Origin of the sequence: Celeribacter sp. (genome assembly GCF_048266405.1) — a bacterium.
Lineage (GTDB): Bacteria > Pseudomonadota > Alphaproteobacteria > Rhodobacterales > Rhodobacteraceae > Celeribacter.
This window is the reverse complement of the sequence record NZ_JBLWZO010000005.1, coordinates 48,191-64,462: the sequence shown is the minus strand read 5'-3', so window position 1 is coordinate 64,462 and position 16,272 is coordinate 48,191. Positions and strand designations below refer to the sequence as shown.

Below are 16,272 nucleotides of genomic sequence, written 5' to 3'. Positions count from 1 at the left end.
GAGGGCTAGACCCCGCGCCCCCTGCTCCCATAGAGTGTCAGAGAGGAATTAGCGCCTAAGGTCGACTGAATTGCTTCGCCAGAATTGCCGCCGCAGAAACGTCCAACCCGCTCTCATCATCCTTGATGATCCCGTCTTGTGTGGGCCTGAATAACGCCGCCAAGACAACCGCCTCGCTGTCCCTACTCACCTCTTCGTCACGTCGCAAAGAACGGTACGATTGCGCGAAGGCTTTCTTCTCGGCGGCATCAAGCATCAAATGCCTTTCGCTCAAGAATACTTTGTATTGCAGGCGGATGATCCAGAGAAGAATGGACATCGTTGTTAATATCCCGCCAATCAGCAACGGCCCTTTTGCGGAAAATTCTTCATCGGCGTTGGTAAAGCTTTCCGCAATGTGGGTGCCAAAGCACACTGGCACACAGATTGCGATCACAGCAGTTACGGCCGCCAGACCTACGAAAAACTTAAATGCCGATTTAGACGCCGCACGGTGCTGTTTTTCTCGCAAATTCCATAGGCGTACGGGCGCTTGAAATTTCATATCCTCAAAGAACAGCTTTTTAACGCGCTCATATTCCTTTTGGTTACGTTCGTTTTGCGACTTACCGCTTATTGATATTTGGCGAATATCTTCAAAGTAGCGTTCTTTGGTTTCCAATATTTACTTCTCAATGTCAGCAAACATTTCATGCTCAACACCTCGCATTTCATGCGCTTCAGCATTTCGCGCCTCCATTTCCGCCGAAAATTCTGACGATTTCTCATCTTTCAGCGTATCAAAGTCATCGGACAGTGCCGCCCGCAACTCTTGGAGTTTCTCAACCTCTTCCTGAACCGCAGCTAACTGTGCGTCCAGTGACCGCTTTACGCCTGAAATCTTCTGCGCAGAAACCTTGGCGAATGGCATTGATTCAACAACTTGCGCCGCGGGGAGAAATTTTTTCGCTCGTTCAATAGCTTTTAACAAGTCTGAACTGACTGGCACGCGAGAAAAATTGCCAAAAAAGTAGACGTACGTGTCACGTGCCTGTTGAAACTTCTCATCTTCAAAAAAGCCCAACATAAGACGCCCGATTAGGCTATCAGACGGCGGCGGCAAATGGTATTGGCGTGGATCCCTGCGAGTGTTCCTCTCCTCGCCATCTTCCAAACTTCTCAAAACTGGTTCAAACGGCTTTTCAAGAGCTTTCGCGCTGAAACTCCAAGCGTGACTTAGCGACAACCCGTTTAGTTTTTGGATCAGAGGGTTATCAACCACAATCTCCTCAAGAAATGGCGACCATATCTCTTTCTCGGCTTCGAGAAACTTCCTCGCTTGGCTTGCATTGGAAAACTTTCGTGTCTGCTTATCAGCGTAGGTGATTTCAAAAAAAATTTGGGGCATTTCGATCTCAAAATAATATTTAAGGGACTGGGAGCCACGTTAGGCGACAATCACGATAATATTCAATACGTGAGGGATGCGAGAATATATCCCCCCTTTCCATCCCCCCCTCTCCCACGTTAAACCACCCGCCAAACCCACATTCCCTCCAACGGAGCGCATTCTCATGGCAGCCAATAAATTCGTCTACTTCATGGACGGCGTCACCAAAGCCTATCCCGGCGGCAAGAAGGTGTTTGAAAACATCCGCCTCAACTTCCTGCCCGGTGTGAAAATCGGTGTGGTCGGCGTCAACGGCACGGGTAAATCCACGCTGATGCGGATCATGGCAGGTCAGGACAAGGACTTCCAAGGGGAGGCTTGGGCCGCTGAGGGCGCCCGCGTCGGCTATCTGCCGCAAGAGCCCGAACTTGACCCGTCGCTCGACGTGCGCGGCAACGTCATGCTCGGCGTGGCGGAGAAGAAGGCCATCCTTGATCGCTACAACGAGTTGGCGATGAACTACTCCGACGAGACGGCCGAGGAAATGGCCCAGCTTCAGGACCAGATCGACGCCGAGAACCTGTGGGATCTCGACAGCCAGATCGACGTGTCGATGGAGGCACTGCGTTGCCCACCCGATGACGCCGATGTCACCTCGCTCTCGGGCGGTGAGAAACGCCGCGTGGCTCTGTGCAAACTGCTGCTCGAAGCCCCCGATATGTTGCTCCTCGACGAGCCGACCAACCACCTCGACGCCGAGACCATCGCTTGGCTGCAACAGCACCTTATCGAGTACAAAGGCACGATCCTGATCGTCACCCACGACCGTTACTTCCTCGACGACATCACGGGGTGGATTCTCGAACTCGACCGCGGCGCAGGCATCCCCTACGAGGGCAACTACACCTCATGGTTGGAGCAGAAAGCCAAGCGCCTGTCGCAAGAGGCCCGCGAGGACAAGACCAAGCAAAAGACCCTCGAGCGCGAGCTTGAGTGGATCCGGCAGGGTGCCAAAGCCCGCCAAGCCAAACAAAAGGCCCGTATCAACGCCTATAACGAACTGGCCTCCCAGTCCGAGCGCGAAAAGGTCGGCCGTGCGCAGATCGTCATTCCCAACGGCCCGCGCCTCGGCTCCAAGGTGATCGAAGTCAACGGCCTGAAGAAAGCCATGGGCGACAAGCTGTTGATCGAAAACCTCGATTTCTCCCTGCCCCCGGGCGGCATCGTCGGCGTGATCGGCCCCAACGGCGCGGGTAAATCGACCCTGTTCAAGATGCTCACGGGCGAGGAACAACCCGACGAGGGCACCATCGAATACGGCGACACGGTCAAACTGTCCTACGTCGACCAGTCCCGCGACGACCTCGACCCCAACGCCAATGTGTTCGAGGCCATTGCCGACGGTCAGGACATCATCAAACTGGGCGATGCGGAAGTGAACGGGCGGGCCTATTGTTCGACCTTCAACTTCAAAGGCGGCGACCAGCAAAAGAAAGTCGGCGTGCTCTCGGGCGGCGAACGCAACCGCGTCCACATGGCGCGTCTGCTGCGCTCGGGCGGTAACGTGCTGCTGCTCGATGAGCCGACCAACGACCTCGACGTCGAGACCCTGCGCGCCCTCGAAGACGCGCTGACCGAATTTGCAGGCTGCGCCGTGGTGATCTCCCACGACCGCTTCTTCCTCGACCGTATCTGTACCCACATCCTCGCCTTTGAGGGCGACGCCCACGTGGAATGGTTCGAAGGCAACTTCGAGGATTACGAAGAGGACAAGAAACGCCGTCTTGGACCAGATGCGCTTGAGCCCAAACGCCTCAAATACAAAAAGTTCTCACGGTAAGACCCCGCAAAAAGGCAACGCAAAAAGACCACGCAGAGGCGCCTTCGGGCGCCTTTGTCATGTGCGCAGCGTCACCCCACCACAGCCCCGCAAAACGGCTAGACAATCGCGCGGCGGACCTTTTAACCTTTCCCCGATCGCCCGCAAGATACTGAAAGGTCACAATGAAGCCCACCCTGTCACCTACCGCCGCCGTCGCACTGGCGCTCTCGGCCAGCCTGATCACCCCCGCACATGCACAGGACGAATGCGCCGCTATCGCAGATGACAGCGTCCGCCTCGCCTGCTTTGACGCCGCACACAACGGAGAGAGCACATACAGCGTGCAATCGGACAAATACGGCTTGTGGCGAGTTGAGTTCGAAACCTCTGCGGCAACGGGCGAAACAGATGTCTTTCTCAAACTCGACAGCAGCAACGACATCCCCGGAATGTGGGAAGGGGACCACCCCGCCACGCTTGTGCTCAGGTGCATGGATTACACGACAGCCGCATACTTCGGCCTCACGGGCCACACCATGACAGACGCTCAAAACAAGATCGAATTTATAATAGATTACGATGAAGTGTGGGGCATGTCGACGTTGGCCAGCACGAGTCATACGTCCCTCGGGCTTTGGTCGGACCAATCCGCAATACCCTTTATCGAACTGTTGATCGGTCACGACTCGCTAATCGCCAGCCTCACGCCCACAGGCGAAAGCCCCGTTAAGGCAGAATTCGAGATCACCGGCCTCGACAACGCCATCCACCACCTGCGCGACGCCTGTGATTGGTAGGGGGGGGGTAGCCCGAGCCAACCCCACTTCCGCGCATTTGAAGGCGACGTGCATGTGAAGTGGCTCTAAGGAAACTTCGAGGATTACGAAGAGGACAAGAAACGGCGGTTGGGACCGGATGCGCTTGAGCCGAAGCGGCTGAAGTGTAAGAAATTTTCCAGATAAAATCTGGGAAATTTCCTTTGGTCACTTAGGTAATGAACATGCAAAAGCGCCCTTCTGGGCGCTTTTTTCGTGAGGACACTGTGTGGGGTGGCATGTCTTGCAAATCCCTGCGGCGCATGAAGAGTCAATATTAGGACACCCCTGCCCATTTGACATGTTCTGCTATTGTTCTTACAATGGACTGCAGTGGCACGGAGTAGTAACTAATGAGTTTTGAGGGAATATACACAGCTTACATGACAGGCGTGGCTGGAAGCGGGTTGGGAATGTTCGTTTTCAAAGAAGGCCAAATTTCTGGAGCCGATCTGTCTGGACTTACTTTCAGCGGCAAATATTCTGTTGAAGGCGAGTTGGTTTCAGGAATAATTCACTACGAAATGCCTGCAAATAGCGTTTCAATCACGGGAGCCGAGTTTCAAAGACCGTCAGGCGTTATAAGTGTTCCGTTTGAGTTGCCTATCGAAATTGATCCCGAGAAAACTTACCGCATTAACACTCCGATTGGCCCAATTAATACCAAGTTTAAAAAGAGTATTGGATTTGATGAGCGATAGTTTGTACGCATACGTGTCAATTACTGCCATTCTGGCGGGGCCAATTTTGGCCGTTTTGGTATCAATGTACATTTCAAAGCGAGGAGCGCAAAAGTCACGCCGCATCGCTGTGTTTAGAGACCTGATGGAGACACGCGGCATCAGACTTGATCCAAAACATGTCGGAGCGTTGAATGTTGTAGAGTTGGAGTTTTACGATGTCCCAAGAGTACGTGATGCTTTTAGAAAATACGTTGAGCACCTTTCCGCACCACAACCTGAAAAATATGAAGATCAAAATCGTTTCTTCGAGACCAGATCCGATATATTCGTGAACCTTTTGCAAGAAATTGGAAAAACTCTCGGATATAAGTACGATAAGCTGGATTTGAACAGAAACAGCTATGTTCCCCAGGGTTGGGACGCAGATCAAACATTGCATCGAAATAATGCGCACCTCCTAAACTCTCTCCTTAGTGGAAAATCTGCGCTACCAATTACGAACTCATTGCAAAACTCATCTCAATTTCCTGAAGCACCAAAACTCGACGGTTAGCGCCTGACCCGAGGGGCGGTGCGTGAAACGCGCAGCCCCGTGGGGGCGGGTCTGGCGCGTCAAAGATGCTGCGCATCTTTGAAAACCCTCAACCGACACACGTCATCACATACCGTGGTTTTTACGAATATGGCGGGTCAGGCGTTCGTGCGGAACACAGTCCCCCAGACTGTTTTCTTGTCGCCCTCACTCTCGCACCTTGCTTCGCGACATGCTGTCAGCCCTACGCTTGGCCCCGCCACGCGACGGCGTCAAAGATGCGTTGCATCTTTGAAAAAGGCTAACGAGGAACACCGCGTCCAATCTCACCTCACTCTCAAACAAGCTGCGCCGTCGGCATCGCGAGGTCGGTTCGGGCGTCCCGCCCCTCACTCCGTGCGCTTCCAGACCTCCATCGCCTCGTCCATCGTCGCGCCGCGACTAAGGGCCTCGTTGAAGGCGTCGAGTTTGCGGTTGGTGATATTGACCTCCGCGATCTTCATTTGCGCATAGGTGCCGAGGATGTGGTTGATGCGGGTCTGGTAGCCGTGGCCTTGGGCGCGAAAGAATTTGGCGATGCTTTCATCAAGGCGCAGGGTGATTTTCACCTTTGGCTCGTGGACCTCGAAATCCTCCTCGATCGTCGCCCAGGCCTCGGGCACGATTTGCGACACGTCCCAGTCGAGCGGCGCATGTTCGCCAAGGCGCTCGGCGTGGCGCTGCAATCGGTCAATCGCCCGCTGTTGGGTTTTGGTCAGCCTAAGCGGGCGGCGGCGCGGTGTATCTGTGTATCGGCGGGTCATGAGCAAACGGTGGCACAGAGGCGTTAACAGGCGTCGAAAGCACCGTGCGCGGGGTCCGACAGGAAGCCGACAAATAGCCGACGGGAGGCCGCAGCGCATTCGGGCAAAAAATGCTGCCCCGCAGCACGGCGCGAGATTTTACTATGCAAACGATGCGAATCCTGTCATAAGGTCCTTGCTACGTTACCTCTATCGACCCTTCTGTTCTCCTTCCAAGGCTACAGTCATCGATCGACCACTGACTATGCCAAGTCGCTACAATCATGTGAGCGGCACACAATATCTAGGAGATACACGATGGCTAATGGCACCGTGAAATGGTTTAACTCTACTAAAGGTTTCGGCTTTATTGAGCCCGAAGGCGGCAACAAAGATGTGTTCGTTCACATCTCCGCAGTCGAGCGCTCCGGCCTCACCGGTCTTGCTGATGGCGCGAAAGTGACTTTCGACATCGAAGCTGGCCGCGACGGTCGTGAATCTGCCGTGAACCTTTCGCTGGCATAAGCGTCCCGCGCCGTTATCGGCGTGACGTTTAAGACATAAAAACACCCGCAGGAGTTAATCCTGCGGGTGTTTTTTATTGTGTTGTTTGAATAAGATAGATGCGGGACGCCGCGCAATGCGCCGCCCCGCGCCGATCTTATTTCTTCTTGACGAACTCGGTGAGGATCACGATCCGTTGGCCCTCAACACGGCCTTCGATGTGACCTGCATTATCCGCCACCAAAGAGATGCCGCGCACCGCTGTGCCGCGCTTGGCAGTGAAGCCCCCGCCCTTGACGGGCAGGTCTTTGATCAGCACCACAGTGTCGCCCGAGGACAAAACCGCGCCGTTGCTGTCGCGGTGGATGACTTCGGGTCCGACGGCCTTGGCCCACTCTTCGACCTCGGGGTCGAGGTAGAGCATATCTAGTGCATCAGACGCCCAGCCCTCATCCTTGTAGCGCGTCAGCAAACGCCACGACAGCACCTTGACCGCGTCGTTCTCCGACCACATCGCCGTGGTCAGCGCGTTCCAATGCCCCTCTGGCACCTCTTCGCCCTTGAGCCCATTCGCGCAGGTGATACACAGATTTGCCATGTCAGTCTTGGGCGCCACGGCAACACCCGACACGCCCTCAGACGCACCACAAATTTCACATTGTGACATAATAATCTCCTATTGAATGGCGCGGACACTAAGACGCGACACATACGCGGGCAAGCAACAAACCGCCATTGTTGCGCGAAACGGGCATCTGACCTCTGGAAACCTGTCGCGGAACCCATCATAGTCTCCCCGCGTTCACCCCGTAAGCGCACGAGTGGGAAGACTTTGGATAATCTTAGAAACGTTCTTTTGGTCGGTGCATGCCTCGCCTTCGCGAATGCGGCGAGCGCCTTTGAGCTGCGCGTCGACGCAGGGGCCGACACCGCCATAACCGAGGCCGTCAAAAGCGCCTCAGCCGTGGCCACGGCCAAATCCGCCAATGTGACTGCAACGGATGAAATCATCGCAGCGGTCCAAGCGGACTACCGCAATATTTTGGGCGCGCTGTACCGCAAAGGCTACTATGGCTCGACGATTTCCATCAAAGTGGACGGGCGCGAAGGCGCAGCCCTGTCCCTGATTTCGCTGCCTAAAACCGTAAACTCCGTCGCCATCTCGGTCGATCCGGGTCCAAGATTTTCCTTTGGAAAAACAAAGGTCTCGCCGCTTGCAACCGGCACGGAGATGCCCGCGGAGTTCACACGCGGCGCACCCGCCCTTGCGCCCTTGGTCGGTGAGGCAAAGGACGCCGCGATCTCCGCATGGCGCGACAACGCCCACGCCAAAGCCGCGCTCAAAGATCAATCCATCGTCGCCAACCACCCCAAGCGTGAACTCGACGTTGCACTCGCCATCGACCCTGGTCCCCGTGCCACTTTCGGGGAACTGGAGGTAAAAGGAGAGACCACCGTTTCCGCCCGTCGCATCCGCAAGATTGCAGGCCTGCCGGAAGGCCGCGACTTCTCACCCGAATATGTCGATTTGGCCGCACGCCGCCTGCAACGCACAGGCGCTTTTCGCTCTGTCACCCTGCGCGAAGCGGACACGCTGAACACTGACAACAGTCTCGACATCACCGCCACCATCGTGGACGAAAAGCCTCACAGATATGGCTTTGGCGCGGAGTTTTCCTCACTCGAAGGCGCGAGCCTTTCCGCCTATTGGATGGACCGAAATTTCACGCGAAATGCGGACCGCCTTCGGTTCGACGCAGAAATCGCAGGACTGGGGGGAGACACGGGCGTGGACTATACGCTCAGCGCCTCCTACCGCCGCCCGACGAGCTTTCACCCGAAATACACAGGCCTATTGAACGCCGAAATCGCGCGACTTGATGAACCCGATTACCAATCGGATACAGGCGAGTTCACATTCGGCGTTGAGGTCGAAGCATCCCTTTTGTCAGACGTCTCATTCTCCCTTGGCTACCGCTATTCCGACGTCACTGACACATTGGGATCTCGTCAGTTTCACCACCTCATTTTCCCCATTGAGGGTACGCGCGACAATCGTGACAATCGTCTCGACCCCAAGTCGGGCACCTATCTCGACGCCGACATCATGCCCTTTATCGGCCTGCGCGGTTCGGCCTCAGGGGGCCGCGTCTTTGCCGATGTCCGTCGCTATTTTACCTTTGGGACTGACGACCGTTTCACCTTGGCGGGACGCGCCCAAGTCGGCTCCGTCATTGGTGCAAGTATCGCGGAAACGCCGCCCGATTTGCTGTTTTTCTCTGGCGGTGGCGGCACCGTGCGCGGACAGCCCTATCATTCTCTTGGCGTCCCGTCAGGCGGCGACACCACGGGCGGGACAAGTTTCCTTGGCCTGTCGGGCGAGTTGCGCGCAGGGATCACCGACAAAATCGGTCTGGTCGGATTTTACGACATTGGCGCGATCGGCGACGACGCCCTACCAGCCTCAGGCGCACAGTGGCATTCAGGTGCGGGCTTGGGCCTGCGCTACAACACGGGCTTTGGCCCCATCCGTGTAGACATCGCTGCTCCTGTCACAGGCGATACAGGTTCAGGCATTCAACTTTACGTCGGGATCGGCCAAGCGTTTTGACCCGTTATACACTCATATGTGTCCTTGCGCTCGCGCCCCTCACAGCCACTGCGCAAGACGACAGCGACACCGCGCGTGACCGCTCCTTGATCCAAGGGTTCTTGGAAGACAATCTGTCAGGGGCGGGGCGTGAAATCCGGATCGAAGGATTTCGCGGAGCGCTCTCCTCCGAGGCCACACTTGACGAGCTGACAATCGCCGATGAAGACGGTGTGTGGTTCACGCTGCGCGATGCTGTGTTGGACTGGGACCGAGCCGCGCTCTTGCGCGGGCGGGTCGATATCGACCGCATTTCGGCTGCCGAGATTATCGTTGACCGCCTCCCGCAGACCGAGACCACAGGCCCCGCACCCGAAGCCACGCCCTTCGCCCTGCCCGATCTGCCTGTCTCTATTGCCATTGACGAGATCGAGGCCGAACGGGTCTCGCTTGGCGCTCCCGTGTTACGCATCGGGACGGCTGTCGATTTGTCGGTGTCTGGCGCGATGCAACTGGCCGACGGATCGGGCAGCGCGACATTGGATATCCTGCGGCTCGATGGGCCAGACGGCGCGTTCAACGTCGACGTAGCCTATACCAATGCCACCGAACAGCTTGACCTCGATCTGTCCCTGACCGAGGCGGAAGGCGGCCTCATCTCTGGTCTGGCCAGCATTCCCGGATCACCCGACATTGCGCTTACCGCCATCGGGTCTGGCCCTCTTGATGCATTCTCCACCGACATCACCCTCGCAACCCGTGGCCAAGATCGTCTTACGGGCTCCATTGCGCTCAAAGCAGAAACCATCGAAGACGAAGGGGCACCAGCACCGCGCCGTTTTGAGGCCGACCTGTCGGGTGATCTGTCGCCCTTGTTCGCCGCCGATTATTCGCAGTTCTTTGGCACATCGAGCCGTCTTGAGGCGCGCGGTGTGTCGTATCCCGACGGGATGTTCGACCTAGACCGCTTTAGCCTCTCAACCCAAGCGCTCTCTCTCTTTGGAAGCCTCTCCATTGCCGCCGATGGGCTTCCCTCCTCTTTTGACCTGACGGGCACACTTGCCACCCCATCACGACGCGCCACACTCTTGCCGCTGACAGGCGAGCGGACCTTTGTGGATCAGGCCAAAATCGTCGCAAACTATGACGCCGCGGCGGGCGAAGCATGGACGGCCAACGCCACGCTCGACGGTTTTTTGCGCGACCAGATCGCGATTGCCCATATCGACGTAACAGGCGAAGGCACGATCGAGCGCACTCCGCAATCCGATGTGACCACCTTTCTGCGCGGCGTCGCCGCAGAGATCGCAGTCGCGGTCTCTGGCTTTGAAACCGGCGATGCGGCCCTCCAAGATGCCTTGGGGGCTGACCTCAGCGCCGCGGCATCACTCGTCTGGACGGATGGCGATCCACTGTTGGTCGACCGTCTCGACATCACCACAGGGGCGACCGAGTTCTATGCCTCGGGCAGCGTTGGCGGCTTTGACAGCGGCTTCGAATATAACGGCGGCCTCGTGCTCGACACCCCGCGCCTGTCTCGGTTCGCGGCCCTGTCTGGCTTGGCGTTGAGCGGCGAAACCGAGGTTTCCGCCTCCGGACGCATTGTGCCGCTCGCAGGTGCCTTTGATGTCTTTATCGAAGGCACGGGGTACAATCTCGCTATGGGCATTCCGCAAGCTGATGCGCTTTTGGGTGGGACGAGCCGCTTTCAATTGACCGCCGTGCGCGACGAAACAGGCCTGACCCTTGAGGGAGCGGAGCTTGACACACCCGCCGTCGCCGCCCGCGCTTCGGGCACTGTGTCGTCCGAGGCGGGCGATCTCACCGCCACAGTGCGCCTTGATGACGTGGCGCGTCTCGACACGGGGCTGACAGGGCCACTCACCATCGAAGGCACGATGACGCATAGCGGCACAACCACGCCGTGGACCACGCGCGCCGATCTCGTCGGGCCTGGCGGGGCAACCGCCCGTGTGGACGGCAACATTGCGCAGGATTTCGACACCGCAAACCTCGCCATTACGGGCCGTGCGCCGCTTGGGCTTGCCAATACGTTCACAACCGCCGCCCTCGTGCAGGGCTCCGCGGGTTTTGACCTCGCCCTATCCGGCCCGCTCTCTCTCAACGCGCTGTCGGGGCAGGTCTCGATCAGCGACGGGGCCCGTGTCGTCCTTCCTGCCGCGCAACTGATCCTCACGCTGCGCCCCTCGCAAATCGACCTGCGCGGCACGCAAGCCACGTTAAACGTCAACGCCTCTCCTGAAAAAGGCGGATCAGTTGGCGTCACGGGAACAGTCGCACTAACCAACGGCCTTCCTGCCAGCCTCACGACCACGTTGACGAATTTTGCGCTCGAAGATCCGAGCCTCTATTCAACCTCGCTGAACGGCACCCTGACCCTGACAGGTACATTGACCACGGCTCCCACGCTTGCAGGAACCATCAATCTAGGGGAAACCGAGGTGCAAGTCGCCCCGTCGGCCTTGGGCGCAGGCGGAGATATTCCCGAGATCACCCATGTCGGCGCACCCGCCTCCGTGCAAACCACACGCGCCCGCGCGGGCGTCATCGGTGACGGGTCGGGCAGCGGGGCGTCATCGACCATCGGCTTGAACCTGACCGTACGCGCCCCGAACAAGGTTTTCATTCGCGGACGCGGTCTTGATGCTGAACTTGGCGGGCAATTGACGCTTCGCGGCACCACCACCGACATCATTCCCGTTGGCCAGTTTACCCTGATACGTGGACGCCTCTCGATCCTTGGTAAGCGCATTGATCTTGATGAGGGGGAGTTGGCTGTGAGCGGCGATATTGATCCGACATTCCGACTGGTCGGTGTGACATCCACAGACGATTTGAGCATCCAGATCACCACCCAAGGGCGCATTTCTGCCCCCGAGTTGTTGTTGACCTCCTCGCCTGAATTACCCGACGAAGAGATTCTGTCGCAACTGTTGTTCGGCCGTGCCTTGACCGAAATTTCCGCGCTGCAAGCGGCGCAAATGGCGGCGGCGGTGGCGACACTGACGGGCGGGGGCAGCGGCTTGTCCGGCTCCATTCGCAAGAGTTTCGGCCTTGACGACATCGACCTGACAACATCGGGCGATGGCGAAGCGGCGTTGAAGCTAGGCAAATATATATCTGAAAAAGTCTATACCGATGTGACCATCGACAGCACGGGAAAATCAGAGATCAACCTCAATCTCGACGCATCAAAATACGTCACGATCAAAGGCTCTCTCTCAACCGATGGCGACACGGGCCTCGGCGTCTTTTTCGAAAAAGACTACTAGGTCAGCCCGTGCCACTTCGACCATTATCGCGGCAGTTTTGCGTTCTGTTCGACGAAAGCGATGATGTCGCGAGCGGGACGCGCTCCTGCAAGGCGGGCAACTTCCTTGCCACCTTGATAGAGGATCAGCGCAGGGATACCCCGAATGCCGTTTTTTGCTGAAACGCTTGGATGATCTTCGGTGTTGATCTTCGCAAACCGTGCGCGCCCTTTCAGGCTTCGCGCGGCCTTTGCGAACTCAGGCGCCATTTGGCGGCACGGGCCACACCACGGCGCCCAAAAGTCCACGATCACGGGCAGATCATCGTTCTTGGCGACCGCGTTGAGCGTTTTCGGGTCCAGTTCAGCCACCTTGCCAGAGACAAGAGGATCGCCGCAGGTGCCGCATTTCGGACCAGCGCCGAGTTTGGATGTGGGCACACGGTTCATTTGACCGCAGGTGGTGCAGGCCAGTTTCACAGCATCTTTTGCAAGGGGTGCGGCCATATCAGCCTCCATTCATATTCTTTCTCATGAATAAATGAGACGCGCAGCCACATATTTCAAGGCCCCGATCCATGAGATCGGGGCCTTTCCATTATTCAGACGCTTCGATGTAGCTTTCCACGGGCGGACACGAGCAAATCAGATTGCGGTCGCCGTAAGCGTTGTCGACGCGACCGACTGGGGGCCAGTATTTGTCGACGCGGAACGCCCCCGGAGGGAAGCACGCCTGTTCGCGGCTATAGGGGCGATCCCATTCAGCCACGAGATCATTGACCGTGTGCGGCGCGTGAACGAGCGGATTGTTGTCGCGCGGCATCTCGCCCGCCTCAATCGCGGCGAGTTCCGAACGGATCGACAGCATCGCCTCGATGAAACGATCTAGCTCGGCCTTTGTCTCGGACTCCGTAGGTTCAATCATCAATGTCCCTGCCACGGGCCACGACATGGTCGGCGCATGAAAGCCGCTGTCCATCAGGCGTTTGGCGATGTCATCCACGCCCGTCTCCGTCGCATCACATATCTCACGCGGGTCGATGATACATTCGTGCGCCACACGGCCTTGTTTACCTTTGAACAACACGGGGAATGCACTCTCAAGACGCGCCGCCATATAGTTGGCGTTGAGGATCGCCACCTTCGTCGCCTGCGTCAGCCCCGCACCGCCCATGAGCATGCAATAGGCCCAAGAGATCGGCAGGATCGACGCGGAACCAAAGTTCGCCGCCGACACAGGCCCCGTGTCGCCACCGCCCAATGGATTGCCGGGCAAGAAGCGTGCAAGGTGGCTTTTGACGCCGATCGGTCCCATGCCGGGACCACCGCCGCCGTGCGGGATACAGAAGGTTTTGTGCAGGTTGAGGTGGCTCACGTCGGAGCCGATCTCACCCGGTTTGGCGAGGCCGACAAGCGCGTTGAGGTTCGCGCCGTCGAGATAGACCTGACCGCCAAAGGCGTGGGTGATATCACAGATTTCTTTCACCGATTCCTCGAACACGCCGTGGGTCGAGGGATAGGTGATCATACAAGCGGCGAGCTTATCTCCCGCGGCTTCGGCCTTGGCGCGGAAATCATCCACGTCGATATCGCCGTTCGCCGCGGATTTCACCACCACAACCTTCATCCCGCACATCTGGGCGGAAGCGGGGTTGGTGCCGTGCGCCGAGACGGGAATGAGGCAGATGTTGCGCTCACCCTGCCCGTTGGCACGGTGATAGGCCATGATTGTCAGCAGACCCGCGTATTCGCCCTGCGCGCCCGAATTGGGCTGCATCGACATCGCGTCATAGCCCGTGATCTCACAGAGCTTCGCACTCAGGTCGTCGATCATCTCGACGTAGCCTTGCGACTGTTCAACGGGCGCATAGGGGTGCATCGCGTTGAACTCTGGCCACGTGATCGGCATCATTTCAACAGCGGCGTTCAGCTTCATCGTGCAAGAGCCAAGTGGGATCATCGCCCGATCAAGAGCCAGATCACGGTCGGCCAAACGGCGCATATAGCGCATCATTTCGCCCTCGGCGCGGTTCATGCCGAAAATCGGATGGGTGAGATAATCGCTCTCACGCACCAAGGCGTCAGGGAAGCCGAGCGCTGTTGGGGCCTCATCCGCCTTGGCCTCGTGCCCAAAGGCCCGCCAGACCTTTTCAATCGTCTCGGGGGTTGTCATTTCATCAACCGAGATACCGATCCGGTTCTTGCCGATTTTGCGCAGGTTCAACCCCTCGGACATAGCAGAGCGCAAAATCACCCCCTGCATCGCGCCGACAGTCACCGTGATCGTATCGTAGAATGCGGCGGGCGCGACGTCGAAGCCTTCGGCCTTGAGCCCCTTGGCCAAACGCACGGCGTTAAAGTGGATGCGCTCACCGATAGCACGAAGCCCCGCAGGACCGTGGAACACCGCATAGAACGAGGCCATCACCGCCAAGAGCGCCTGAGCCGTACAGACGTTGGAGGTGGCTTTCTCGCGGCGAATATGTTGCTCGCGGGTTTGCAGACTCAAACGATAGGCCCGCTCGCCACGGCTGTCGATCGATACACCAACAATCCGTCCGGGCATGGCGCGCTTTATGCCGTCCTTGCACGACATAAAGGCCGCGTGTGGGCCGCCAAAGCCCATCGGCACGCCAAAACGCTGCGCAGAACCGACGGCGATATCGGCGTCCATCGCGCCCGGTTCCTTGAGCATGGTCAGCGCCATCAGATCTGTCGCCATGATCGCGATGGCTTTTGCCTCATGCAGCGCGGCGATCTCGGGGGTGAAGTCACGCACCTCGCCAAATGTCCCTGGATACTGGAAAATCGCGCCGAACACCTTGCTCGGGTTCAGATCATCGGGATGGCCCACGATCACATCAATGCCAAGCGGAGCGGCACGGGTTTTCATCACTTCGATATTCTGCGGATGGCAATTCTCGTCGATGAAAAAATGGGTCATCTTCGACTTTGCCACGCGCTGCGCCATAGTCATCGCCTCGGCACAGGCGGTGGCCTCATCAAGCAGCGAGGCATTGGCCACAGGCAAGCCCGTCATGTCGCTGACCATCGTTTGGAAATTGAGCAATGCCTCAAGGCGCCCCTGCGCAATCTCGGGCTGATACGGGGTGTAGGCCGTATACCACGCGGGATTTTCGAGGATGTTGCGCTGAATGGCGGGTGGCGTTGCCGTACCGTAGTAGCCCTGCCCGATGAGCGAAGTCATCACCGTGTTACGCCCTGCGACCTTGCGGATGTGGTCGAGCACTTCGTGTTCGGTCATCGGGTCCCACGTCAACGGCTCCAACTGTCGGATCGACATGGGAACGGTCTCGTCGATCAAACTATCGAGCGACGAGGCCCCAACCGCTGTCAGCATCGCATCCATCTCCGCGGGAGACGGGCCGATGTGACGGCGGTTGGCAAAATCGTAGGGGTTATAGGTCGAGGGCGTATAGGTCACGGGCAACAATCCTGTGGTTTGGGCCTTTGTCTATGGGGCCGAATGTCATGATCCGAAGGGATGACAAAGCGCGTCGGTTTACCCGATGAGCGCCTTGTAATCGGCCTCGGACAGCAGATCGTCGAGGGCCGACGGGTCATCGACTTTCATCTTGAAGAACCACGCATCGCCAAGCGGGTCTTCGTTGACCTTACCGGGATCTTCGGCGAGCGGTTCGTTCACTTCGACGATTTCCCCATCAAGCGGGGCAAGAATGTCTGAGGCGGCTTTAACCGACTCGATCACAACAACTTCGTCGTCTTTGGAGACCGTTGTGCCTTCGTCTGGCAGTTCGATGAACACAACATCGCCGAGCGCGGTTGCGGCATGTTCGGTGATACCGACGACGACAATATCGCCCTCAATACGGAGCCATTCGTGTTCTTCGGTAAATCTAATATCGTCGGCCATATGGGAGAT

General features: G+C 57.7%; 15 protein-coding genes. 7 read left to right on the top strand and 8 right to left on the bottom strand.

The features are described from left to right. Positions 1-55: 55 nt before the first annotated feature. Together ACN0TS_RS11165 and ACN0TS_RS11160 are read right to left on the bottom strand one after the other, a co-directional pair. A complete protein-coding gene (locus ACN0TS_RS11165; RefSeq protein ID WP_417259437.1) occupies positions 56-661 on the bottom strand; it encodes a DUF6161 domain-containing protein in 606 nt (201 codons plus the stop codon). A 3-nt stretch (positions 662-664) separates the two neighbouring features. Beyond that, a complete protein-coding gene (locus tag ACN0TS_RS11160; RefSeq protein WP_417259436.1) occupies positions 665-1,387 on the bottom strand; it encodes a hypothetical protein in 723 nt (240 codons plus the stop codon). A 166-nt stretch (positions 1,388-1,553) separates the two neighbouring features. On the opposite strand from ACN0TS_RS11160, the gene ettA reads away from it, so the two are divergent. From ettA to ACN0TS_RS11140, 4 genes are all read left to right on the top strand, one after another. Further along, positions 1,554-3,209, top strand: coding sequence for an energy-dependent translational throttle protein EttA (ettA, locus tag ACN0TS_RS11155; protein WP_417259435.1), 1,656 nt, complete (start codon positions 1,554-1,556; stop codon positions 3,207-3,209). A gap of 164 nt (positions 3,210-3,373) precedes the next feature. Further along, entirely contained in the window at positions 3,374-3,988 is a 615-nt protein-coding gene (locus ACN0TS_RS11150; RefSeq protein WP_417259434.1) for a type VI secretion system-associated protein TagO, read from the top strand. 371 nt (positions 3,989-4,359) lie between these two features. After that, positions 4,360-4,707: a hypothetical protein gene (locus ACN0TS_RS11145; RefSeq protein ID WP_417259433.1), complete on the top strand. Its 348-nt coding sequence runs from the start codon at positions 4,360-4,362 to the stop codon at positions 4,705-4,707. Next, on the top strand, positions 4,697-5,242 hold the full coding sequence (locus ACN0TS_RS11140) for a DUF6680 family protein (RefSeq protein WP_417259432.1): 546 nt from the start codon (positions 4,697-4,699) through the stop codon (positions 5,240-5,242). The genes ACN0TS_RS11145 and ACN0TS_RS11140 overlap by 11 nt, the downstream gene beginning before the upstream one ends. Before the next feature lie 368 nt (positions 5,243-5,610). Here the strand turns inward: ACN0TS_RS11140 and ACN0TS_RS11135 are convergent, their stop codons facing one another. Continuing rightward, on the bottom strand, positions 5,611-6,024 hold the full coding sequence (locus tag ACN0TS_RS11135) for a BrnA antitoxin family protein (RefSeq protein WP_417259431.1): 414 nt from the start codon (positions 6,022-6,024) through the stop codon (positions 5,611-5,613). A gap of 23 nt (positions 6,025-6,047) precedes the next feature. After that, positions 6,048-6,173: a hypothetical protein gene (locus ACN0TS_RS11130; RefSeq protein WP_417259430.1), complete on the bottom strand. Its 126-nt coding sequence runs from the start codon at positions 6,171-6,173 to the stop codon at positions 6,048-6,050. Between the two features lie 148 nt (positions 6,174-6,321). Between ACN0TS_RS11130 and ACN0TS_RS11125 the strand changes: the two genes are divergently transcribed. Further along, positions 6,322-6,528 carry a cold-shock protein gene (locus tag ACN0TS_RS11125; RefSeq protein ID WP_062220053.1) on the top strand — a complete coding sequence of 69 codons (207 nt, stop codon included), beginning with the start codon at positions 6,322-6,324 and terminating at the stop codon, positions 6,526-6,528. A 136-nt stretch (positions 6,529-6,664) separates the two neighbouring features. Here the strand turns inward: ACN0TS_RS11125 and ACN0TS_RS11120 are convergent, their stop codons facing one another. Continuing rightward, on the bottom strand, positions 6,665-7,174 hold the full coding sequence (locus tag ACN0TS_RS11120; RefSeq protein ID WP_417259429.1) for an alkylphosphonate utilization protein: 510 nt from the start codon (positions 7,172-7,174) through the stop codon (positions 6,665-6,667). 165 nt (positions 7,175-7,339) lie between these two features. On the opposite strand from ACN0TS_RS11120, the gene ACN0TS_RS11115 reads away from it, so the two are divergent. Beyond that, positions 7,340-9,118: an autotransporter assembly complex protein TamA gene (locus tag ACN0TS_RS11115; protein WP_417259428.1), complete on the top strand. Its 1,779-nt coding sequence runs from the start codon at positions 7,340-7,342 to the stop codon at positions 9,116-9,118. Further along, entirely contained in the window at positions 9,115-12,390 is a 3,276-nt protein-coding gene (locus ACN0TS_RS11110) for a translocation/assembly module TamB domain-containing protein (protein ID WP_417259427.1), read from the top strand. Before ACN0TS_RS11115 ends, ACN0TS_RS11110 begins: the two co-directional genes overlap by 4 nt. Before the next feature lie 23 nt (positions 12,391-12,413). On the opposite strand, the gene trxC is transcribed toward ACN0TS_RS11110, so the two are convergent. The 3 genes from trxC to gcvH form a co-directional block, all read right to left on the bottom strand. Continuing rightward, positions 12,414-12,875 carry a thioredoxin TrxC gene (gene trxC, locus ACN0TS_RS11105; RefSeq protein ID WP_417259426.1) on the bottom strand — a complete coding sequence of 154 codons (462 nt, stop codon included), beginning with the start codon at positions 12,873-12,875 and terminating at the stop codon, positions 12,414-12,416. A gap of 91 nt (positions 12,876-12,966) precedes the next feature. Then, positions 12,967-15,813: an aminomethyl-transferring glycine dehydrogenase gene (gcvP, locus tag ACN0TS_RS11100; RefSeq protein WP_417259425.1), complete on the bottom strand. Its 2,847-nt coding sequence runs from the start codon at positions 15,811-15,813 to the stop codon at positions 12,967-12,969. Positions 15,814-15,891: 78 nt separating this feature from the next. After that, positions 15,892-16,263 carry a glycine cleavage system protein GcvH gene (gene gcvH / locus ACN0TS_RS11095; RefSeq protein WP_417259424.1) on the bottom strand — a complete coding sequence of 124 codons (372 nt, stop codon included), beginning with the start codon at positions 16,261-16,263 and terminating at the stop codon, positions 15,892-15,894. Positions 16,264-16,272 lie beyond the last annotated feature (9 nt).

Bases quoted from the DNA above. Each gene is read 5' to 3' on its own strand.
- ettA (WP_417259435.1), top strand. From the start codon at position 1,554: ATGGCAGCCAATAAATTCGTCTACTTCATGGACGGCGTCACCAAAGCC.
- ACN0TS_RS11140 (WP_417259432.1), top strand. From the start codon at position 4,697: ATGAGCGATAGTTTGTACGCATACGTGTCAATTACTGCCATTCTGGCG.
- gcvH (WP_417259424.1), bottom strand. From the start codon at position 16,263: ATGGCCGACGATATTAGATTTACCGAAGAACACGAATGGCTCCGTATT.
- ACN0TS_RS11145 (WP_417259433.1), top strand. From the start codon at position 4,360: ATGAGTTTTGAGGGAATATACACAGCTTACATGACAGGCGTGGCTGGA.
- ACN0TS_RS11135 (WP_417259431.1), bottom strand. From the start codon at position 6,024: ATGACCCGCCGATACACAGATACACCGCGCCGCCGCCCGCTTAGGCTG.
- trxC (WP_417259426.1), bottom strand. From the start codon at position 12,875: ATGGCCGCACCCCTTGCAAAAGATGCTGTGAAACTGGCCTGCACCACC.
- ACN0TS_RS11150 (WP_417259434.1), top strand. From the start codon at position 3,374: ATGAAGCCCACCCTGTCACCTACCGCCGCCGTCGCACTGGCGCTCTCG.
- ACN0TS_RS11160 (WP_417259436.1), bottom strand. From the start codon at position 1,387: ATGCCCCAAATTTTTTTTGAAATCACCTACGCTGATAAGCAGACACGA.
- ACN0TS_RS11125 (WP_062220053.1), top strand. From the start codon at position 6,322: ATGGCTAATGGCACCGTGAAATGGTTTAACTCTACTAAAGGTTTCGGC.
- ACN0TS_RS11120 (WP_417259429.1), bottom strand. From the start codon at position 7,174: ATGTCACAATGTGAAATTTGTGGTGCGTCTGAGGGCGTGTCGGGTGTT.